Consider the following 21,015-nt stretch of genomic DNA (forward strand, 5'->3'; position numbering starts at 1 on the left):
AACTTACAAATATAGAAAAACAATTGATTAGGAGATAAATATGGAGAAAAAATGGTTAATAAAAAGCACCTCTAAGGATGTAATTACTTTGGCAAAAGATTCAGGAGTTAGCGCTACCGTAGCTAAGATTTTAATTAACCGGGGATTAGATAATGCCATAGACATAAAAAAATTCATGAGGGCAAGCACTGATGATTTGTATGATCCGTTTTTAATGAAGGACATGAGAAAAGCTATAGATTTAATTAAATTAGCCATAGAAAACAAAGAAAAAATAGTGGTATATGGAGATTATGACGCGGATGGAGTTACTAGCACCGTTATAATGTATAAGGCATTAAAACACTGTGGAGCAGATGTAGCATACTATGTGCCGGATCGAGAACATGAAGGCTATGGCATAAATAGTGATAGAATAAGGAAACTTAAAGAGGAAGGTTTTTGCCTGATTTTAACTTGTGATAATGGAATTGCGGCCTTAGAGCAAGTGGAACTTGCAAAGGAACTGGGAATGACTGTTATAATAACTGATCATCATGAGTTACAATTTGAAGAGGATATACGAGGCGACAGAACTTTTAAGGTTCCAATAGCAGATGCAGTTATTAATCCTAAGCAAGAGGATTGTAACTATCCCTTTAAAAATTTGTGTGGCGCAGGCATTGCCTTTAAGTTTGTACAAGCATTGTATATTAAACTTGGAATTAATGAAGAGTTTGCAAGAGAATTCATAGAGATAGCAGGAGTTGGAACCATTTGTGATGTAGTAGATTTAACTTCTGAGAACAGAATAATTGCAAAGAATGCCTTGGCAATGTTAACAAATACAAAAAACTTGGGACTTAAATGTTTAAAGGAAGTTTTAAGTATTAATGATAGGGACATAAAATCATATCATGTTGGATTTCAAATAGGACCATGCATAAACGCCACGGGAAGGTTAGAGACAGCAGCTCTTTCTGTTGAATTACTTATATGTGACGAAGAAGATAGGGCTAAAGAACTAGCAAAAATATTATTTGAACTCAATAAAAAAAGACAAGAGATGACAACGGAAAACGTAGAAGAGGTAATAAATCTTATAGAGCATTCCACCTTTAAAAATGACAAAGTATTAGTGGTTTATAAAGATACTATTCATGAGAGTATTGCAGGAATTGTAGCAGGTCGAGTTAGGGAAGCTTTCAATGTACCAACAATAATTCTTACTAAGGGTAAAGATAATCCAAAAGGTTCAGCAAGATCTATTGATGAATATAACTTATTTGAAGAATTAATAAAGTGCGAAGAGCTACTAGAAAAATTCGGAGGCCACCCAATGGCTGCAGGTCTTTCTATAAAAGAGGAAAATATAGAAAAGTTAAGGCAAAAGCTAAATAGTATTTGCAAATTAACAGATGAAGATATTGTGCCTAAAATAAGAATTGATGAAAGAATGGCTTTAAATAAAATAAATTATGACATAATTCATGAATTAGAACTTTTAGAACCCTTTGGAAAAGGTAATCCATCTCCATTATTAGCTGAAAAGGGTATTCAAGTATTAAGAATAGATATACTGGGTAAAAACGCTAATACAATAAAGATAAAATTTGCAATGCCGGGTGCAAGTAAAACTATTGATGGAATATGTTTCAATAGAGTAGATGAGTTTATAGAAATGTTAGAAGATGGATATGGAGAAGATCATATGAGCTATCTCAACAACCCAAGAGGTATGAAACTGGATTTAATTTATTCGCCTCAAGTCAATGAATATAACGGATATAAATCTATTCAGCTAAAGATTTTAGAATTTAAACTTAGCAAAGGCATATAGACCTAGATCTATATGCCTTAATGTTACTTATCTGAAATTATAAATTTCTTTCGTATTGCTCTACCATTTTTTTAACCATTTGTCCACCAACAGAACCACATTGTCTAGAAGTAAGATCTCCGTTATAACCTTCTGATAAACTAACCCCAACCTCTTGAGCCGCTTCCATTTTAAATCTGTTTAAACCCTCTCTAGCTTCAGGTACTAATGTTCTACTTCTGTTTGCCATTTGATCATCACTCCTTTTATATTTTGTTTTTGCTATAATAGTATCTTGTGCAAAAATTCAAAATATATAAGAGAATCTTTAAGGAAAAGAAGGCAAGTACAACAACTTAAATGAGTATCTACCATCATATGAAATATTTAAGTAGCATGCAAAACAATTACATGGTATAAAGTAACAAGAGAAAAGGTATATGCTTAGCATATACCTTTTCTCCCTTTTGAAACTTTTAATTACAGATTTTTTTCGTACTGTTCTACCATTTTTTTAACCATTTGTCCGCCTACTGAACCATTTTGTCTAGAAGTAAGATCACCATTGTAACCTTGTGATAAGTTAACTCCAACTTCTTGAGCAGCTTCCATTTTAAATTTGTTTAATCCCTCTCTTGCTTGTGGTACCAATGTTCTGTTTGCCATAGTTAATTACCTCCTTCTAAATTGTTATTGTGTTATGATAGTAGTTTATCCTTATATTCAAATTTTATTTTAGTGAGTTGAAGGATACTTATGAAAAATATATACTGTTTAGAAAATTATGGACAACTTAATTTTCAATAATAATAGAACCTTTTATTCTAATTGGTGTATAATAATGTAGAATATATTGAGTAAAGCATGTTTTTAGAAGGAGTGTTAAAGTGAAAAAACATAAAATAATAATGACTGGTGGAGGCTCAGCAGGCCATGTAACACCAAATCTTGCGCTTATACCAAAACTTAAAATGTTAGGTTACGAAATTGAATATATTGGAACTAAAGAAGGAATTGAAAGGAAAATAATAGAGGGTGAAAATATTAGATATTATCCTATCTCTAGTGGCAAACTTCGTAGATATTTTGATATTAAAAATATATCTGACCCATTTAAAGTAATTAAAGGAATCTTTGAAGCTAAAAAAATAATAAAAATGCAGAAACCAGATATTGTTTTTTCAAAAGGCGGATTTGTTTCTGTACCTGTTGTACTTGCAGCATATTTAAATAAAGTACCGGTAATTGCACATGAATGTGATATTACACCAGGACTTGCTAATAGACTAGTATCTCCATATTGCAAGATAGTATGTGCAACCTTTCCAGAGGCCTTAAATACTATTAAAAAGGGCAAAGGAGTTGTTACGGGAAATCCTATAAGACGTGAGTTATTTGAAGGAAGCAAAACAAAAGCTAAGGAAATATGTGGTTTTAAAGATGAAAAACCAGTATTAATGATTATAGGCGGTAGCTTAGGTTCTAAAGTTATAAATGAAGCAATACGTGCAAAACTTCAAAAACTAATGATTAAATATAATATTATTCATATTTGTGGCAATGGTAACATTGATAAAACACTTGAAGGTAAAAATGGGTATAAACAGTTTGATTATATAAAAGATGAACTTCCTCATTTGCTAGCAAGTGCAGATATTGTTGTTTCGAGAGCTGGTGCAAATGTAATTTTTGAACTTTTAGCTCTAAGGAAACCAAATTTATTAATCCCACTATCAGCCAAGTCAAGCAGAGGAGATCAGATACTTAATGCAAAATCCTTTGAAAAGAGTGGCTATAGTATGGTTATTCAAGAAGAGGAATTAACTCCAGAAAATTTAGAAATAAAAATTAAAGAGTTGTATGATGACAAAAATAAATATATTAAAAATATGAATAATAGTAACACTGAAAAGAGTATTGATTTAATAGTGGAATTAATAGAAAAGTATAGAAAAAGATGATGAAGGTATAACTTCTTCATCTTTTTTTATATACTCCAAAGAACATTAAAATGAAGTGAGATTATTAATTTTAAAATTTAATATAAAAGTACAAAAAACTTGAATATTTTTCATTATGATGTATAATTAAGGGGTACCAAAAACTATCTAATAATATAAGTATATGGGGTGATAGTAATGAAGAAGTTAACAATAATTTATTGGAGCAATGGCGGTAATGTTGAAGTTTTAGCTAATCATATAGCTAAAGGAGCAAAAGACGCAGGAGCAGAGGTGCTAGTTAAACTAGTTCATGAAGCTACTGTGGAAGATGTAACTAGTGCAGATGCAGTTGCTTTTGGAAGTCCATCAATGGATAACAATAGAATAGAGCAACAAGAAATGCAACCTTTTGTTAATAAGTTTAAAGATATCCCAGTTAACAATAAGATTACAGGATTGTTTGGATCTTATGGATGGGACGATGGAGAGTTTATGAACAAATGGAAAAGCTTAATGACAGATTATGAATTTAATGTAACAGAAAGTTTGACTGTTAATGAAGCTCCTTCACAAGAACAATTAGAGAAGGCAGAAGAAATGGGAAGAAGTTTAGTTAACTAATACTGAAAAGTATTAGTTAATTTTGCATGAAATAATTTAAAAAGCTGTTATTTTAAGCTTTTAAATATCTTTACAATATTATTAAAGAAAGAAGGTTTATTAAATGAGAAAAATGAAAACTATGGACGGGAATGCAGCAGCAGCACACGTTGCTTATGCCTATACCGATGTAGCAGCAATTTATCCTATAACACCATCTTCAACAATGGCGGAGTATTGTGATGAATGGGCAGCGCAAGGAAGAAAAAATATATTTGGCCAAAAGATTAAACTTATGGAGATGCAATCAGAAGCAGGAGCAGCAGGAGCAGTTCATGGTTCACTTGAAACTGGAGCTTTAACTACAACATTTACTGCTTCTCAAGGTTTACTATTAATGATTCCAAATATGTACAAAATAGCAGGAGAACTTTTACCTGGAGTATTCCATGTAAGCGCTAGAGCATTAGCTACTCATGCTTTATCTATTTTTGGAGATCATCAAGACGTAATGGCTACAAGACAAACAGGATTTGCTTTACTTGCATCTGGTAGCGTACAAGAGGTAATGGACTTAGCTCCAATTGCTCATTTAGCTGCTATTGAAGGAAGAGTTCCTTTCCTAAGTTTCTTTGATGGATTTAGAACTTCTCATGAAATACAAAAGATTCAAACTTGGGATTATGAAACTCTAGGAAGTCTTTTAAATAAAGAGGCACTAGAAGCATTTAGAAATAATTCTATGAGTCCAGCTCATCCTGAAACACGTGGAACAGCACAAAACCCAGATATATATTTCCAAGGAAGAGAAGCTTCAAACAAATTCTATGATGCTCTTCCAGAAAACGTTGAAAATTACATGGGTAAAATAAATTCATTAATCGGAACTGATTACCACTTATTTAACTACTATGGTGCACCTGATGCAGATAGAATGATAATAGCAATGGGTTCAGTTTGTGATACTATTGAAGAAACTATAGATTATTTAAATGCAAAAGGAGAAAAGGTTGGAGTTCTTAAAATACACCTTTACAGACCGTTCTCATTAGATCATTTCTTTAAGTACATACCAAAAACAGTTAAAAAGATATCAGTACTTGATAGAACAAAAGAACCAGGTTCAATAGGAGAACCATTATTCCAAGATGTTAGAAATGCTTATTATGAAAAAGAAAACAGACCAGTTATAGTTGGTGGAAGATATGGCCTTGGATCAAAAGATACTACTCCAGCTCAAATTGTTGCTGTATATGAAGCATTAAAAGCAGATTCTCCTAAAAATGGATTTACTATAGGTATCGTTGATGACGTTACTAACACATCACTTACAACTGGAGAAGCAATAACAACAACTCCTGATGGAACTATAGAATGTAAATTCTGGGGTCTTGGATCAGACGGTACTGTTGGAGCTAACAAAAGTGCTATAAAAATCATAGGAGACCATACAGATATGTATGCTCAAGCATACTTTGCATATGACTCTAAAAAATCAGGTGGTATAACAGTTTCTCACTTAAGATTTGGTAAGAAAGCAATAAAATCACCATATTTAATTAGTGCTGCAAACTATGTTGCTTGTCATAATCAATCTTATGTAGATAAATATGATGTTTTAAAAGGAATTAAAGATAATGGAACATTCCTTCTAAACTGTATATGGAGTGTAGAAGAATTAGAAATGCATTTACCAGCAACTATGAAGAGATATATTGCTAATCACAATATTAACTTTAATATTATTAATGCAGTAGGTATAGCTGAGGAAATAGGTCTTGGCGGAAGAATCAACATGATAATGCAATCAGCATTCTTTAAACTAGCAAACATTATACCGCTAGAGGATGCAGTTAATTATCTTAAAGAAGCAGTTGTTAAATCTTACGGTAAAAAAGGCGAAAAGATTATTACAATGAATAATGCAGCAATAGACAAAGGAATTCAATCAGTTGTTAAGGTTGAAGTGCCAGCAAGCTGGAAAGATGCAAAAGATTTAGCAGAGCATCAAGTAGCAGCTAGACCAGAGTTTATTAAAAACATTGTTGATGTAATGAACAGACAAGAAGGAGACTCTTTACCTGTAAGTGCATTTGCTGGAATAGAAAATGGATCATTTGCACCAGGAACAGCTGCATTTGAGAAGAGAAGTATTGCTGTTAACGTACCAGAATGGCAAGCAGACAAATGTATACAATGTAATCAATGTGCATACGTATGTCCACATGCTGTAATAAGACCATTCTTATCATCTGATGAAGAGCTTACTAATGCTCCAGCTAGCTATGAAAGCAAAAAAGCAGTTGGTGGAAAGAACTTTGAAGGATATAACTTTACTATAGGCGTAAGTATGGAAGATTGTACTGGCTGTGGTAACTGTGCAGAAGTTTGTCCTGCAAAAGAAAAAGCTTTAATCATGAAACCATATGAAACACAATTAGCACAAAAAGAGAACTGGGAATTTGCTTTAAAATTATCTAAAAAAGAAAATCCTATGGGAACAGCAACTGTTAAGGGAAGCCAATTTGAGCAACCATTAATGGAATTCAGCGGAGCTTGTGCTGGATGTGGAGAGACACCATATGCTAGACTTATTACTCAATTATTCGGAGACAGAATGATGGTAGCTAATGCTACAGGATGTTCTTCAATTTGGGGAGGAAGTGCTCCAGCTACTCCATATACAGTTAATGAATGTGGTCAAGGACCAGCTTGGGCTAACTCACTATTTGAAGACAATGCTGAATTTGGACTTGGAATGTTCCTTGGAAATAGCCAGTTAAGAGATAAAGTTGAACTTTCAGCTAGAGAAGCATTAACTTTAAACACAAGTGAAGCGTTAAAAGCAGCTATCAATGAATGGATTGAAAATAAAGATGATGCAGAGGGTTCAAAAACTGCAACAGCTAAAATGTTACCATTATTAGATGCTGAAAAATGCAACAATGAAGCATTAAAAGAAGTATTTAACAAGAAAGATCATTTAGTTAAGAAGTCTCAATGGATATTTGGTGGAGACGGTTGGGCTTATGATATAGGATATGGCGGAGTTGACCATGTACTTGCAACTGGTGAAGATGTAAATATTTTCGTATTTGATACAGAAGTATATTCAAATACAGGTGGTCAATCTTCAAAATCTACTCCAACTGCAGCTATTGCAAAATTTGCAGCAGCAGGTAAGAGAACTAAGAAAAAAGATTTAGGTATGATGGCAATGAGCTATGGATACGTTTATGTTGCTCAAATAGCTATGGGTGCTGATAAAAACCAAACACTAAAAGCTATAAGAGAAGCAGAAGCATATAAAGGACCATCACTAATAATTGCATACTCTCCATGTATCAATCATGGTCTTAAAGTTGGAATGGGATGTACCCAACTAGAAACTAAGAAAGCTGTTGAAGCTGGATATTGGGGTATGTACAGATTTAACCCAGAACTTAAGGAAGCAGGAAAGAATCCATTTATATTAGATTCCAAAGAGCCAACAACTTCCTTTAGAGAATACTTATTAGGTGAAGTAAGATATTCATCACTTTCTAAGTTATTCCCAGAAATAGCGGAAGAGTTATTCGCTAAAACAGAAAAAGATGCTATGGAAAGATTAGCAGGATACAGAAAGCTTGCAAACCAAGAATAGTTTTTAAATGTTGTTAATTCAAGGGAAGATGGATGAAATTTCATCTTCCTTTGAATTTAAAATGGTTTATTGAAGGGTTTAACAATGATTTAATAAAAATATTCAAAAAACCCCTTTTAATATTTCGTAATAAAGGGTAGAATGGAACTATACTGAAAATAGGAGGTACTACACTATGAATGAAGATAAAAAAACATCATGCGGATGCTGTGATGAGGATAATGAAGTTAAAAATGAAGGCTGTGGCTGCGAAAATAACGAAGGTTGTGGATGCGGAGGTCATGAGCATGAACATGATCATGAAGACTGTGGTTGCGATTGTGGCTGTGGAGAAGGAGAAGCTTTCACTGTAGACTTAGAAGACGAAGAAGGTAATGTAATTCCATGTGAAGTTGTAGATGGATTTACTTATAAAGATAATGAATATGCGTTAGTTCAAAATCCTGAAGATGATTCAATATATCTTTTCAAGGTAATTGGAGATGAAGAAACAGGAGAATTAATCATCCCTGAAGATGAAGAATTCGAAGAAGTAACTAAATATTATGAAGAAATGATTAAAGACGAAAAATAGTCTTAAAATGAGTCGTTGCTAATGCATCGGCTCTTTTTAGATTTAAAAAGGAATTAATAGCTATATAGTGGTAACAATATTCATAATACTATTTAAAAGGAGGACATAATGAAAGAGAAATTAGCTATTTTTGATGTTGATTACACTTTAACAAAAAGGGAGACCTTAGTAGAATTTTATCTTTTTATGATAAAAAAGAATCCTAAGCTTTTAAAGTATCTACCTAAGAGTTTATTCTCATCAATGTTTTATTTTTTTAATATACACGATGCTTCCACAGTAAAGAAAATCTTTATTAGATTTATTGATGGTATAGATGAAAATGAAATGAAAAAGATTGTTAAAGAGTTTTATGAAAAGCGGTTAAGCAGAATATTATATAAAGATGCTATAGATATGATTAAAAAAATGAAAATGCAGGGATATAAGATATATTTAATTTCTGCCTCAGCTGAATTTTACTTAAATGAGCTTTACAACATAAAGGAAGTAGATAAGGTTATAGGAACAAGGTTTACAGTGGAAAATGGACTACATAAGAATGAAATTCACGGTGAAAATTGTAAAGGAGAAGAAAAGGTAAAAAGATTAGAAGAAGTGTTAAAAGAAGAAAAAATAGAAGTTGATTTTAAGGAGTCTTATATGTTTTCTGATTCGCTATCAGATTTGCCTCTTTTTAATCTAGTTGGGCATCCTTATTTAATAAATTTCAAGAAATCTCATGATAAAATTCAAATATTGAAATGGAAGTAATGTAATAATTATAAAACTTTGGTGCTAATTTTAGAGAGCTAGTATTTAATAATTTAAAGCTGTCAAAAGCAATGAGGAGGATTTATATGGATAAGTGCATGAACACATATTTTTTATATGAAAACGAAATCAAGTTATGTGAGGAGTTTAAAGATTACTATAGGGAAGACGGGAAATCATTATATGAGGTTATAAGAATTGACGATGGTATCCCAGTTTTTCTTATGGAACATATAGAACGTCTTTATAATTCTGCGGAAATTATGAAATATAATATAAGCATAACAACTGATGAAATCATTAATAGAATTCTGAAATTAATAAGTGAAAATAACGTTAAAGAAGGAAACCTAAAGTTAGTTATAAACTATAGCTTAGACAGTGGGAATAAAGAAGGTTCTAAGAATAATAACATTAAGAAAAGATTCTTAGCATATTTCTTGCCTCATTCTTATCCTTCAAAAGAAGAATATGCGCAAGGAGTAAAGACTATTATCTATCATGGAGAAAGAAGCAATCCCAATGCTAAAGTTATTAATAGTGTTTTTAGAGAAAAGGTAAATGCCCTTATTAGTAGTAAAGATGCATATGAGGCAATTTTAGTGAATGATGCTGGTTTTATTACAGAAGGTAGTAGATCAAATATTTTTATGGTTATAGGTTCTACAGTGGTTACTTCAAAACTTGAAGACGTATTACCAGGCATTACAAGACAATTTATTATAAAGGCTTGTAAAAGTTTAAATGTAGAATTTGAAGAAAGAAATATTCATGAAAAAGATTTAGAAGCTTTAACTGGTTTATTCATATCAGGAACATCACCTAAAGTGCTTCCAATAAAAAGTGTTGATGATTTATTATTTAATTCATCAAGAAATACAATAATAAACTTAATAATGAAGGAACTACAAGTTGAAATTAATAAAAATAAGCAGAGTTTTGTAAAGTATATGAAAAATTAGACGATAAATAATAAAAGCTTTTGATATATTGTGCAAAAAATGGAGGAATCATGGTATAATTTTCTTATGTAAAGGAGTGGAGAAAATGGCTGATGAGGTAAAGTGTAAGAAGTTTGAAGGTGCTACTGTTGTAGAATGCTTGAAAAATGCAAGTATTAGCTTGGGTGTTCCCATAGACAAGATAAAGTATTCAATAATAGAAGAAAAAAGAGGTTTATTTAAAAAACATGCTATAATTTCTATTGATAGTGTAGATTCTATAGATGATCTAAGTGGAAAAGAAACTTATAATAAGGAAAATCTAAGTAATGGGATTCAAAACGAAAACATAAATGGAACTGTAGAAATTAAACAGGGCAAGATTATTATAAAAAACCCTAAAGAAGCTGGGAAACCAGCAATGATTACTAGTTCAAATAACATTACTGTAACTGTAAATGATGAAAAAATAATCTCTCTCACAAACGTATATGAAGATAGCAATGTGGCAGTTGCTTTCGATGATGTCGATGCCAAAAGACTTATGAGTTTTAAAATAAATGAAGATAAGACACAGGCATATATTAGTATTACATATAAACCAAAAATCAGTTATAAATTAAAGGATTCAGAACCTACTAATTCACTCAAGATGGAACTAGAAGTTAAAGAAGAAATTATGCCACCTAAATTCACAGATTCTGAAATTAAAAGTGAGTTAATAAACCAAAACATCAAATACGGAGTTTTAATGATGAATGTCATAAAGTGTGCGGCGGCAACTGAAATTTCGGATATGCTAATTGCACAAGGGAAAGAAACGGTGCAAGGTATAGACGATATGCTAGAAGTTAAATATAAACAGGTTGGTGCTCAAGAACAACAAAGTGAGGACAGTAGTAAGAATATAGACTATAAGGATATAGGCTCCGTTGAAGGAGTAGAAATAGGACAAGTTTTAGCTGTTCTTCATCCCGGCAAAGATGGTGAAGACGGAATGGAGATTACAGGTAGGAGTGTAAAGGCTAAGAATTCGAAAAAGATAGTATTAGCTGTAGGTGAAGGTTGCAAAATAGTAGATGAATATACTGTTGTAGCAACAATTGAAGGTAGACCATCATCAAAGGGAAATATGTTTTTCGTTTATAAAATACATGAAATAAATGGAGATGTAGAGATAAAAACAGGTAATATTAAATTTGTAGGCGATATAGTTATAAGTGGGAATGTAAATGAAGGAATGAAGGTAGAAGCAGGTAATTGCATTTTGATTAAACAAAATGTTACTGATGCAGAAATTATTGCAAATGGAGATATAGTTGTAAATGGGAATGTAATTCATTCAACAGTTGCAGCTGGAAAAGAAGACGTGTTAACTTTAGAATATTTAAGTGACCTAAATAGCATGAAAGATGATCTGGTAAAATTAATATCTTCTATAAGTCAACTTAAGGATATGAATCTTTTGCAAAGGAATACCCGTGATGGTGAACTCATTAAGACTTTGCTAGAAACAAAATTTAAAAAACTTCCTCAAGCATCTTTGCGGGTAGCTAAAAGAATAATGCTGCAAAATGAAGAAGACGAATTAGTATATATAATTAAGCATAAAATACTTGATTTGGGACCTCTTAATATAGATAGCTATGAAGAGTTAAACCAAGCAGTTAAAATCATTGAAAATAAAATATCTATACTTGAAATGAATTTAACACTTCCTGTAGACGTTAAGCTAGACTATTGTCAAGATTCTACAGTTAAAAGTTCGGGTAATATTATATTTAGTGGTAAAGGGCAATATGTGTCACAAATAACAGCAAGTGATAGTGTAATATTTGAGCACGATAAAAGTATAGCTAGAGGTGGAGTAATACAGGCTGGAAAAGAAATTAAGTGTAAGAAAGTTGGCGGTCATGGGGGTGTATCAACAAAGCTTATTGTAGAAGCTAATGGTCATATCTGGGCAAAAGTTGCTTATGCAAATACTAAGTTTATGGTGGGTGCAAAGGAATATATTCTAGATGCGGATAGTAAAGACGTACATGTTTTTCAAGATGAGAACAGAGAATTAATTATTGAAAAACTTCTACTGTAACTTGGTTTAACAACATCTCAGATGATGATTTAATGCTAACAAAGTAACTTAATGTGATTTAAGGAGGACATAACATGAAGGAACAAGAAATTAAAATTTTGATTTTTAGCATAAATGGAGAGCATTATGCTACCAATATTATGGAAGTTGAAAGAATATTAGAATATGAAAATTCAACTAAGATCCCAGACTCCCCAGCATTTGTTGAAGGTGTAATAAATTATGAAGATATGATTCTACCAATTATATCCTTATCAAAAAGATTTAACTTGCCTTTTACGCAAATACAAGAACAATCCAAGATAATAGTTGCTAAGCAAAATCAAGGTAAGATAGGTATAGTGGTTGATTTAGTTTCTGAAGTTAAAGATGTGAAGGTTGATAAGATAGAAGATTCTCCAGAAATAGTTGATGGAATATCAAAAAGATATATCAAAGGACTAATTAAGATGGATGGCAGAATAATTATATATTTAAATCTTTCAGCAATATTAACAGCAGAAGAAAAAAATCAATTATTATAAATAGGGTGAAGTATGGAATATAATGAAATAAAAGTTGGGATAGCAGATTTAAATATAGCATTTTCTCCAGATAAATTAATAACTGTGGGACTTGGTTCATGTGTGGGGATTGCAATTTATGACAAAACCACAAGGCTTGGTGGGCTTGCCCATATAATGCTTCCAGATAGCAGTCAATTTAACACAGTAACAAATCAAGCTAAATTTGCAGATTTAGCCATCCCCATATTAGTTGAGGATATGATAAAAAAAGGTGCGAAACTTAGAAATATGACTGCTAAAATAGCAGGTGGAGCTTCAATGTTTAATTTCTCGGATAAAAGCATAATTATGGATATTGGTAACAGGAATGGTATTGCAGTGAAAAATGCATTGAAAATTTTATCCATTCCAATTTTAGCAGAAGATGTTGGAGGTAATAAAGGAAGAACCTTGATATTTGATACTGAAAGCGGTATATTGTCAATTAGAACTGTAGGCATGGGAACTACAGAATTTTAAAAAATGTATAAAGTTAATGAGGTGATATATATTGTTGAGAAAAATTAAGGTGATTGTAGTAGATGATTCGGCATTAATGAGAAGAATTGTTTCTGATATGATTAATGCACAGGAAGAAATGGGAGTTATAGATACAGCAAAAAACGGCGAAGATTTGTTAACAAAGATAGGCCTCAAAACCCCAGATGTAATAACTTTAGATATTGAAATGCCTAAAATGGATGGTAGAGAAACCTTAAAAGCGTTAAAGAAAAATAATATAAACATACCAGTTATTATACTTAGTAGTGTTTCTAAAGCTGGAACAGAATTAACTATGGAATGCCTTGAACTAGGAGCTTTTGATTTTATAACAAAGCCATCAGGTGCAATATCCTTAGATATTGACAAAGTTAAAATTGAGCTTATTCAAAAAATAAAACTTGCTTTTATGCAAATGGAAGGTAAAATTACATCTAGAGTAGAGAATGAAATAGCTGTAAGCAAGATTAAAACAGGAGGGGTGAAGAAGGTAGAAGCTGTAGTTATTGGCGCATCAACAGGAGGACCTAAAGCATTATATAAAGTAATAACGGCACTGCCCGATAATATAGGGGTACCAATTTTAGTAGTACAGCATATGCCAGTGGGATTTACAAAGGCTTTTGCTGATAGACTCAATTTAAACAGTAAATTAAAAGTTGTAGAAGCAGAGGATGGTGAAATGGTAGAAAAGAATGTAGTTTATATCGCACCTGGCGGTTATCATATGGAGATTGGAAGCGATAAGAGAATACATTTAAATACAGAACCTAGCATATGGGGAGTGAGACCAGCAGTAGATAAACTCTTTATATCAGCTACTAAAGTTTATGGAGCCAAGCTGCTAAGTGTTATACTTACTGGAATGGGGCGCGATGGTGCAGATGGTACAGTTGCTGTTAAAAATAGCGGTGGATTTACCATGGCTGAGCATGCATCTACTTGCACTATATATGGAATGCCAAAGGCTGCATTTGAAACAGGTAAGGTAGATGAAGTTGTTTTACTGGGCAATGTTTCAGAGGAAATTATTAAATCTGTATTAGGGAGGTGACTATAGTTAATGGATTTGAAATATTTTGAGCAATGGGTTTTAAAAGAATATAGCATCGACTTATCAGCGTACAAATCAAATCAATTACATAGGCGAATTTTAAGCTTAATGTCAAGGGTTGGTGCAAATTCAGTAGAAGAGTATATTGCTTTGTTAAAGCAAGACCCTACACAAAAACAGAGATTTTTAGATTTTATTACAATAAACGTAACTGAGTTTTTTAGAAATCCGGAAATATTTGAGGAGCTTTCAAAAAAGGTTAAATCTGAACTATCATGTAGCTCAGGACTTAAAATTTGGAGTGCAGCATGCTCTATTGGAGCTGAGCCTTACTCCTTAGCTATGATTGTGGATAATTTAAATTCAAGTGCTAGGCATAAAATCATAGCTACAGACATAGATAATACCATTTTGCAAAAAGCGAAAAATGGTGAGTATGTTTACTCAGAAGTTAAAAATGTACCCAAACCACTTTTTGATAAATATTTTATAGTTAATAATGACAAATACCAAGTTAATTCTCGAATCAAAGGTATGGTGGAATTTAAGAAACATGATCTTATTTTAGATAATTATGAAAGTGACTTTGATTTAATAGTATGTCGAAATGTAGTTATATATTTCAATCAAGATACTAAGGATAAAATATACAAGAAATTTAGTGCATCATTAAAAAAGGGTGGATTACTTTTTGTTGGTGCTACTGAAAGTATATATAATTATAAAGAGTATGGGTTTGAAAAGACATCTACATTTATTTATAAAAAAATATAAACAGATAACCATAAAAGCTAAAGAATAATAATTGATGAGGAGGAAGTAAATGGATACATCGCAATATATGTCAATGTTCCTAGAAGAGTCTATGGAAAATTTACAGACATTGAATGAATCTCTTCTTGAACTAGAACAACATCCAGAAAACATAGACAAGCTAAATGAAATATTTAGAGTAGCTCATACAATCAAGGGAATGGCAGCAACAATGGGCTATAGTCAAATGGCGGAACTAACACATAAAATGGAGGATGTTCTATCAAAGTTCAGGGAAGGCAAGCTTAAGGTTACAGAAAAGGTGGTAACAGTTTTATTCAGATGCCTTGATACATTAGAGAGAATGGTTAATAACATTACAGAAGGAGTTTCTGAGGAGCTTTCAATTGAGGATATACTAAGTGATTTACACTCTATTGCAGAGGGAAATGACACCCTTAAAACTTCAGAGACCAAAGGTAATAATAAGGACGGAGAGCAAGTAGGTGTACAAGACACCGCAAATGAAGAAATATCTGCAATTAATGAAAGTGATTTTAATGAGAAAATTACACTTAATGAATATGACATTAATGTTGTTAAACAAGCTCTAGAGAAAAAATTTGATGTTTATGAAATAAAGATTTTAATAAGTGAAAACACACTACTAAAATCAGCAAGGGCATTTCTAATTTTTAAAAGCTTAGAAGAATATGGTGAAATAATAAAATCTATACCGGGATCAGAAGAAATCGAAAATGAAAACTTTGAATTTGAAATAGATTTAATTTATATTACCAACAAAGAAAAGTCAGAAGTAGTAGATATCTTACTAGGTATTTCTGAGGTAGAACAGGTAATGGTAGAACATCTTGATGTTAAAGTTAATGCAGATAAACTATCAGATGAATCCGTGAACTTAAACCCAGTAGAAAATGCACAAGATGCTAAAACAGAGGCTGTAAAAACTACGGAAGCTTCAGAAGATAAAAAAAGTGATAAGAAGGAAGCGGTAGTTCATAAAAAAGCCCATCAATCTGTGAGAGTTGAACTTGATAGACTAGATAAATTCATGAATATGGTTTCAGAACTTGTAATTCATAGAACAAGACTTGAACAAATAAGCAGTAATCATAGATTAACTGATTTAAATGAAACCTTAGAACAAGTTGCGAGAGCCACCTCAGAGTTACAAGACTTAGTAATGAAAATAAGAATGCTACCTCTAGAAGTAGTATTTAATAGATTCCCAAGAATGATAAGGGATTTGTCAAAAGATCTGGGGAAAGAAATGGAACTTGAAATACAAGGGCAAGGCACCGAACTTGATAGAACAGTTATAGATGAGATTGGTGAGCCACTACTACATTTGCTTCGTAATGCAGCAGACCATGGTATTGAAACAAGTAAAGATAGAATTGCAAAAGGAAAGAGTCCCGTTGGTAAGATTAAACTTATAGCTTACCCTGAAGGTACTAAAGCAATAATAAAGGTTGAAGATGATGGGAAAGGCCTAGATGTTGATAAGATTAAGGCAAAAGCTAATAAAGTAGGCATAAACACAGAAGGTATGTCAGATTCAGATATAAAGAATTTGATTTTTGCACAAGGATTTAGTACTAATGAAAAAGTAACAGATATCTCCGGGCGTGGAGTAGGCATGGATGTTGTTAAAACTAAAATTGCTGCGCTTGGCGGAACAGTAGATGCAATAAGTGAAATTGACAAAGGTACCTCATTTATTATAAGATTACCATTGACACTACAAATTATTCAAGCGTTACTTGTAAAAATCGGTGATGAAACTATGGCTATTTCTCTTGGTTACATTGATAGGGTAATAGATTATAAGGATGAATTAGTTAAGAAAACTAATAATAAAGAAGTTATTGTGTATAATGATAATATAATCCCATTAGTAAGAGTAAGCGAAATACTTAAACTGGAAACTAGTGAGAAAGCAAAAAAATATATTGTTATTGTAAAAGTAGGAGAAAAAATAGTGGGACTGTTAGTAGATTCATTGCTAGGACAACAAGAAATAGTAATAAAGCCCCTAGGGAAAACATTGCATGATTTAAAAGAGTATATAGGTGCAACTATTTTAGGGGATGGCCTAGTTACGTTGATACTAGACGTTGCTGCGCTAGTGTAAGGAGTGTATAATATGGAATTTTCCAATCTAAATGCTATGCAATTAGATGTACTACAAGAAGTTGGCAACATAGGGGCAGGAAATGCCGCTACTGCACTATCTCAATTGTTGAATGAAAAAGTTGATATGACAGTGCCAGCAGTAAAAATTATTCCTTTTGATGATATTTTCTCGAAAGTAGGGGTTGAAGAAGTAGTAATTGGTGTAATCGTAAGAGTCCTTGGGGATATACCTGGTAATATACTGTTTACTTTAGAAAAAGAAGCTGCTTTAAAGATTATTTCAAAACTTACAGGTGAAAACCAGGAACATATATCAGAGCTTGGAAATTCTGCATTGTGTGAAATAGGAAATATTGTTTCTAGTTCATATATGAATGCTATAGCAAAGCTTACAAATCTTCTGCTTATGCCTTCAGTACCAGCTGTTGCACTAGATATGATGGGAGCAATACTCTCAACTACTTTTATTGAATCAGGTCAATTCGATGAGCGAGTACTTGATTTAGAAACACAGTTTCTACAAGAAAATGAAAAAATAAGTGGGCATTTCTATTATATACCTATGCCCGGATCACTAGAAAAAATATTAAATTCATTAGGTGTAAATTAATTGGAGGTATTAAAAAATGGCTAAAGTATTAATTGTTGATGACGCTGCATTTATGAGAATGATGATAAAGGATATCTTGGAAAAAAACGGATTTGAAGTTGTTGGTGAAGCAAGTAACGGGTTAAAGGCTGTAGAATTATACAAAGCTGAAAAACCGGATGTTGTTACCATGGATATTACCATGCCCGATATGGATGGTATTGAAGCAGTTAAAGCAATAAAAGAGTTTGATCCTGCTGCAAAAGTAATTATGTGTAGTGCTATGGGACAACAGAGCATGGTTATGGATGCAATTAGAGCTGGGGCAAAAGATTTTATTGTTAAACCATTTCAAGCAGATAGAGTCCTTGAAGCAATAAAAAAAGTTGTAGGCTAGGAGGGGAAAGTTATGCAAGTAGTTGTATTCAAAGTTAATGAAGAACAGTTTGCAGTAGAAGCAGCAAAGGTTCAAAGCATTAATGATATGATGGAAATAACAAAAGTACCTAAGTCCGCGCAGTACATAAAAGGTTTAATTAATCTAAGAGGTACTATAATTTCTCTCTTAGATATAAATCTTCTTTTGCATATTGAAAAGTCTGAGGGCAGTCAAGAAAATATTATTATCTTAAATCTGCAAGATGAATCTGTTGGAGTTACTGTGGACCAGGTTGATGAAGTATTAGAAATTGAAGAAGATTTGGTAGAAAAAGTTGAAACTGACAGAAACAAAGCTTATATCAAAGGGGTTATAAACTTTAAAGATAGAATAATTACATTGATTGATATAGCTAAACTTATTGAGAATTAATATAGTATAAAAAAGAGTACAGATGTAACAATGCCTATTAATAATATTCTATATAAAGAAATGAGGTAGAAATATGGCAGAAGTATTATCGCAAAGTGAAATAGACTCACTTTTATCTGCCCTATCTTCTGGGGAGATAGCAACAGATCAGCTCCCGGGCGAAGAGGAAAAGCATAAAATTAAATTATATGATTTTAGAAGCCCTCAAAAGTTCTCAAAGGATCACCTTAGAACTCTTGAGCTAATTCACGATAATTATGGAAGAATAATATCAAGTTATTTATCTGCACAACTGCGAAGCAATGTAAAAATTAAAATTGAAAGTATTCAGCAAATAACCTATGAAGAGTTTGTTCATTCAATTCCTAATCCAACAGTTTTGACTATATTTAAGATGCCACCTTTAAGTGGCTCAATATTATTTGAAACCAATCCACAATTTGCTTTTCAAGTAATAGATATTCTCCTTGGAGGAATGGGAAATAGGAAATTTAAGGCTAAAGAATTCTCTGACATAGATAAGAACATATTGAAAAGTGTTAATGCAGGGCTTATAGCTAACTTAAAGCTTGCTTGGGAAGATGTTTTAGAAGTAGAACCGGAGATTGAAGCATTGGAAACTAATCCGGCATTAAATCAAACTTTAGCACCAAATGAACCAGTTGCACTAATTACTTTTTCTGTGGAAATGGGTAATAGCAGTACGTTTATTAACATCTGCATACCGTACTTAAGTATTGAAAAAGTACTTGATAAATTGGTTGTTCAATATTGGTTTAGAGAAAATGATGAAGATATTGTAAATGAATCTAGAAATAAATTAAAAGAACGATTAAACATAGTAAACGTACCAATGACAGGAATGCTAGGTAGTACAAATATTACTGTAAATGAATTTTTACAACTAAGCGAAGGGGATGTAATTACCCTAGATAACTTAAGTGATAGCCCAGTTAAAGTATTTGTTGAAGGACAGTTATGTTATACTGGAATGCCTGGCACCATAGGTAAAAACAGAGGTATTGAGATATTAGATATAATAGATAAGGATGTGCAAAATTATGAGTAATGGCTTTCTTTCGCAAGAAGAAATTGACGCTCTCTTAAATGGAGGCGACGACATACCAGAACCTAAACATGAATTTGAGCTTACTGATAGTGAGAAAGATTTGTTAGGTGAAGTTGGAAATATTTCTATGGGATCGGCATCAACTGCACTTTCCACTATTGTAGGTCAACCAGTGAATATTGCAACGCCAGTAGTTTCAGTAACTACACTTAGAAAATTAAGATCACAATATGAGACTCCCAATATTGCTTTAGATGTAAAGTTTGTAAGTGGTATTTCAGGTGGAAATCTTTTAGTAATAAAAACTAGTGATGCAGCAGTTATAGCTAGTTTAATGATGGGTGGAGACGGAAAAGTAGAAGGTGTGCCAGCACTTTCAGAAATTGAAATTAGTGCAGTTTCAGAAGCTATGAATCAGATGATTGGTTCTGCTGCAACTTCTATGGCAACAATGTTTGGTAGAATGGTAAACATTTCACCTCCTGAATCTAAGATATGGGACGACACTACATCACCTTTAAATGATAGTATAGACGAAGATGAGGAAGTTGTTCAAGTAGCGTTTAAATTGACTATTGGTGATTTAATTGATAGTACTATAATGCAAGTGCTTCCTATAGAAACTGCCCAAAAAATTATTTCTATTATGATGGGTACAGAAGAAGCAGAAGTAGCTATAACACAAGATGAAGTAAAAGGGCCAGAGGCTAAGCAAGTTCATGTAAATGAAGCTCTGCAAAGTGCGCCAGTTTACCATGAAGCAGCGCCTGAAGTGGAATATTATTCAAAACCAATAGAGAGGCAGGAATCACAAGTGGAGGTAAGGCAAGCATCGTTTAAGCCATTAACACAATCACATATGCATAATGCACCTAGAAATATTGATTTAATATTAGATGTACCATTAGATATTTCAGTAGTGCTTGGAAAGACTAAAAAGAACATTAGGGATATTTTGAATTTGGGAACTGGATCTTTAATTGAACTTGATAAGCTAGCAGAAGAACCAGTAGAAATATTGGTAAATGGCAAAAAAGTAGCTTATGGTGAAGTAGTAGTGGTAGATGAAAACTTTGGAGTTAGAATTACTAGTATAATTAGTGGAGAAGAAAGAGTTAAAGCTATTGTAGAATAAAGCAATAAACTCTAAACTAGAATTACATATACTATAAAAAGGAATAATGAAAAT

At 32.4% G+C, this 21,015-nt stretch carries 19 protein-coding genes and 2 pseudogenes; 19 read left to right on the forward strand and 2 right to left on the reverse strand.

What is annotated here, in order from left to right:
• Nucleotides 1-40: 40 nt before the first annotated feature.
• Nucleotides 41-1,819 carry a single-stranded-DNA-specific exonuclease RecJ gene (gene recJ / locus LGK97_RS03445; RefSeq protein WP_226258340.1) on the forward strand — a complete coding sequence of 593 codons (1,779 nt, stop codon included), beginning with the start codon at nucleotides 41-43 and terminating at the stop codon, nucleotides 1,817-1,819.
• A 37-nt stretch (nucleotides 1,820-1,856) separates the two neighbouring features.
• Here the strand turns inward: recJ and LGK97_RS03450 are convergent, their stop codons facing one another.
• The gene (locus LGK97_RS03450) at nucleotides 1,857-2,048 is read right to left on the reverse strand and encodes an alpha/beta-type small acid-soluble spore protein (RefSeq protein WP_226258341.1); all 192 of its coding nucleotides are present in this window, start codon (nucleotides 2,046-2,048) and stop codon (nucleotides 1,857-1,859) included.
• Nucleotides 2,049-2,278: 230 nt separating this feature from the next.
• Nucleotides 2,279-2,464, reverse strand: a complete 186-nt coding sequence (locus tag LGK97_RS03455) for an alpha/beta-type small acid-soluble spore protein (protein WP_226258342.1) — start codon at nucleotides 2,462-2,464, stop codon at nucleotides 2,279-2,281.
• 221 nt (nucleotides 2,465-2,685) lie between these two features.
• On the opposite strand from LGK97_RS03455, the gene LGK97_RS03460 reads away from it, so the two are divergent.
• The 18 genes and pseudogenes from LGK97_RS03460 (at nucleotide 2,686) to fliY (ending at nucleotide 20,961) form a co-directional block, all read left to right on the forward strand.
• Nucleotides 2,686-3,759: an undecaprenyldiphospho-muramoylpentapeptide beta-N-acetylglucosaminyltransferase gene (locus LGK97_RS03460; protein WP_226258343.1), complete on the forward strand. Its 1,074-nt coding sequence runs from the start codon at nucleotides 2,686-2,688 to the stop codon at nucleotides 3,757-3,759.
• A 177-nt stretch (nucleotides 3,760-3,936) separates the two neighbouring features.
• Entirely contained in the window at nucleotides 3,937-4,362 is a 426-nt protein-coding gene (locus tag LGK97_RS03465) for a flavodoxin (RefSeq protein WP_226258344.1), read from the forward strand.
• A gap of 103 nt (nucleotides 4,363-4,465) precedes the next feature.
• The gene (nifJ, locus tag LGK97_RS03470; RefSeq protein ID WP_226258345.1) at nucleotides 4,466-7,984 is read left to right on the forward strand and encodes a pyruvate:ferredoxin (flavodoxin) oxidoreductase; all 3,519 of its coding nucleotides are present in this window, start codon (nucleotides 4,466-4,468) and stop codon (nucleotides 7,982-7,984) included.
• A gap of 175 nt (nucleotides 7,985-8,159) precedes the next feature.
• Nucleotides 8,160-8,558 carry a DUF1292 domain-containing protein gene (locus LGK97_RS03475; RefSeq protein WP_226258346.1) on the forward strand — a complete coding sequence of 133 codons (399 nt, stop codon included), beginning with the start codon at nucleotides 8,160-8,162 and terminating at the stop codon, nucleotides 8,556-8,558.
• Between the two features lie 108 nt (nucleotides 8,559-8,666).
• Nucleotides 8,667-9,311, forward strand: coding sequence for an HAD-IB family hydrolase (locus LGK97_RS03480; protein ID WP_226258347.1), 645 nt, complete (start codon nucleotides 8,667-8,669; stop codon nucleotides 9,309-9,311).
• Between the two features lie 86 nt (nucleotides 9,312-9,397).
• Nucleotides 9,398-10,273, forward strand: a complete 876-nt coding sequence (locus LGK97_RS03485; protein ID WP_226258348.1) for an aminotransferase class IV — start codon at nucleotides 9,398-9,400, stop codon at nucleotides 10,271-10,273.
• A gap of 85 nt (nucleotides 10,274-10,358) precedes the next feature.
• Nucleotides 10,359-12,347 carry a flagellar assembly protein A gene (locus LGK97_RS03490; protein WP_226258349.1) on the forward strand — a complete coding sequence of 663 codons (1,989 nt, stop codon included), beginning with the start codon at nucleotides 10,359-10,361 and terminating at the stop codon, nucleotides 12,345-12,347.
• A gap of 74 nt (nucleotides 12,348-12,421) precedes the next feature.
• Nucleotides 12,422-12,871, forward strand: coding sequence for a chemotaxis protein CheW (locus LGK97_RS03495; RefSeq protein ID WP_226258350.1), 450 nt, complete (start codon nucleotides 12,422-12,424; stop codon nucleotides 12,869-12,871).
• A 12-nt stretch (nucleotides 12,872-12,883) separates the two neighbouring features.
• Nucleotides 12,884-13,372 carry a chemotaxis protein CheD gene (locus LGK97_RS03500; RefSeq protein WP_226258351.1) on the forward strand — a complete coding sequence of 163 codons (489 nt, stop codon included), beginning with the start codon at nucleotides 12,884-12,886 and terminating at the stop codon, nucleotides 13,370-13,372.
• Nucleotides 13,373-13,406: 34 nt separating this feature from the next.
• Nucleotides 13,407-14,447 carry a protein-glutamate methylesterase/protein-glutamine glutaminase gene (locus LGK97_RS03505; RefSeq protein ID WP_226258352.1) on the forward strand — a complete coding sequence of 347 codons (1,041 nt, stop codon included), beginning with the start codon at nucleotides 13,407-13,409 and terminating at the stop codon, nucleotides 14,445-14,447.
• A gap of 9 nt (nucleotides 14,448-14,456) precedes the next feature.
• Complete coding sequence (locus LGK97_RS03510) at nucleotides 14,457-15,221, forward strand: CheR family methyltransferase (protein ID WP_226258353.1); 765 nt, start codon at nucleotides 14,457-14,459, stop codon at nucleotides 15,219-15,221.
• Nucleotides 15,222-15,270: 49 nt separating this feature from the next.
• Nucleotides 15,271-16,060 (forward strand): annotated as a pseudogene (locus LGK97_RS20025) (Hpt domain-containing protein); the annotation flags it as partial.
• A gap of 155 nt (nucleotides 16,061-16,215) precedes the next feature.
• A pseudogene (locus tag LGK97_RS20030) lies at nucleotides 16,216-17,355 on the forward strand (chemotaxis protein CheA); the annotation flags it as partial.
• A gap of 12 nt (nucleotides 17,356-17,367) precedes the next feature.
• Nucleotides 17,368-17,967, forward strand: coding sequence for a chemotaxis protein CheC (locus LGK97_RS03520; protein ID WP_226258355.1), 600 nt, complete (start codon nucleotides 17,368-17,370; stop codon nucleotides 17,965-17,967).
• A 16-nt stretch (nucleotides 17,968-17,983) separates the two neighbouring features.
• Nucleotides 17,984-18,343, forward strand: coding sequence for a response regulator (locus LGK97_RS03525; RefSeq protein WP_226258356.1), 360 nt, complete (start codon nucleotides 17,984-17,986; stop codon nucleotides 18,341-18,343).
• Nucleotides 18,344-18,355: 12 nt separating this feature from the next.
• Nucleotides 18,356-18,757: a chemotaxis protein CheW gene (locus LGK97_RS03530; protein ID WP_226258357.1), complete on the forward strand. Its 402-nt coding sequence runs from the start codon at nucleotides 18,356-18,358 to the stop codon at nucleotides 18,755-18,757.
• Between the two features lie 73 nt (nucleotides 18,758-18,830).
• Nucleotides 18,831-19,826: a flagellar motor switch protein FliM gene (fliM, locus tag LGK97_RS03535; RefSeq protein ID WP_226258358.1), complete on the forward strand. Its 996-nt coding sequence runs from the start codon at nucleotides 18,831-18,833 to the stop codon at nucleotides 19,824-19,826.
• Nucleotides 19,819-20,961 carry a flagellar motor switch phosphatase FliY gene (gene fliY / locus LGK97_RS03540; protein WP_226258359.1) on the forward strand — a complete coding sequence of 381 codons (1,143 nt, stop codon included), beginning with the start codon at nucleotides 19,819-19,821 and terminating at the stop codon, nucleotides 20,959-20,961. The genes fliM and fliY overlap by 8 nt, the downstream gene beginning before the upstream one ends.
• The last annotated feature ends 54 nt before the right edge of the window (nucleotides 20,962-21,015 follow it).

The sequence above is a fragment of the Clostridium sp. CS001 genome, from assembly GCF_020443565.1.
Lineage (GTDB): Bacteria > Bacillota > Clostridia > Clostridiales > Clostridiaceae > Clostridium_AD.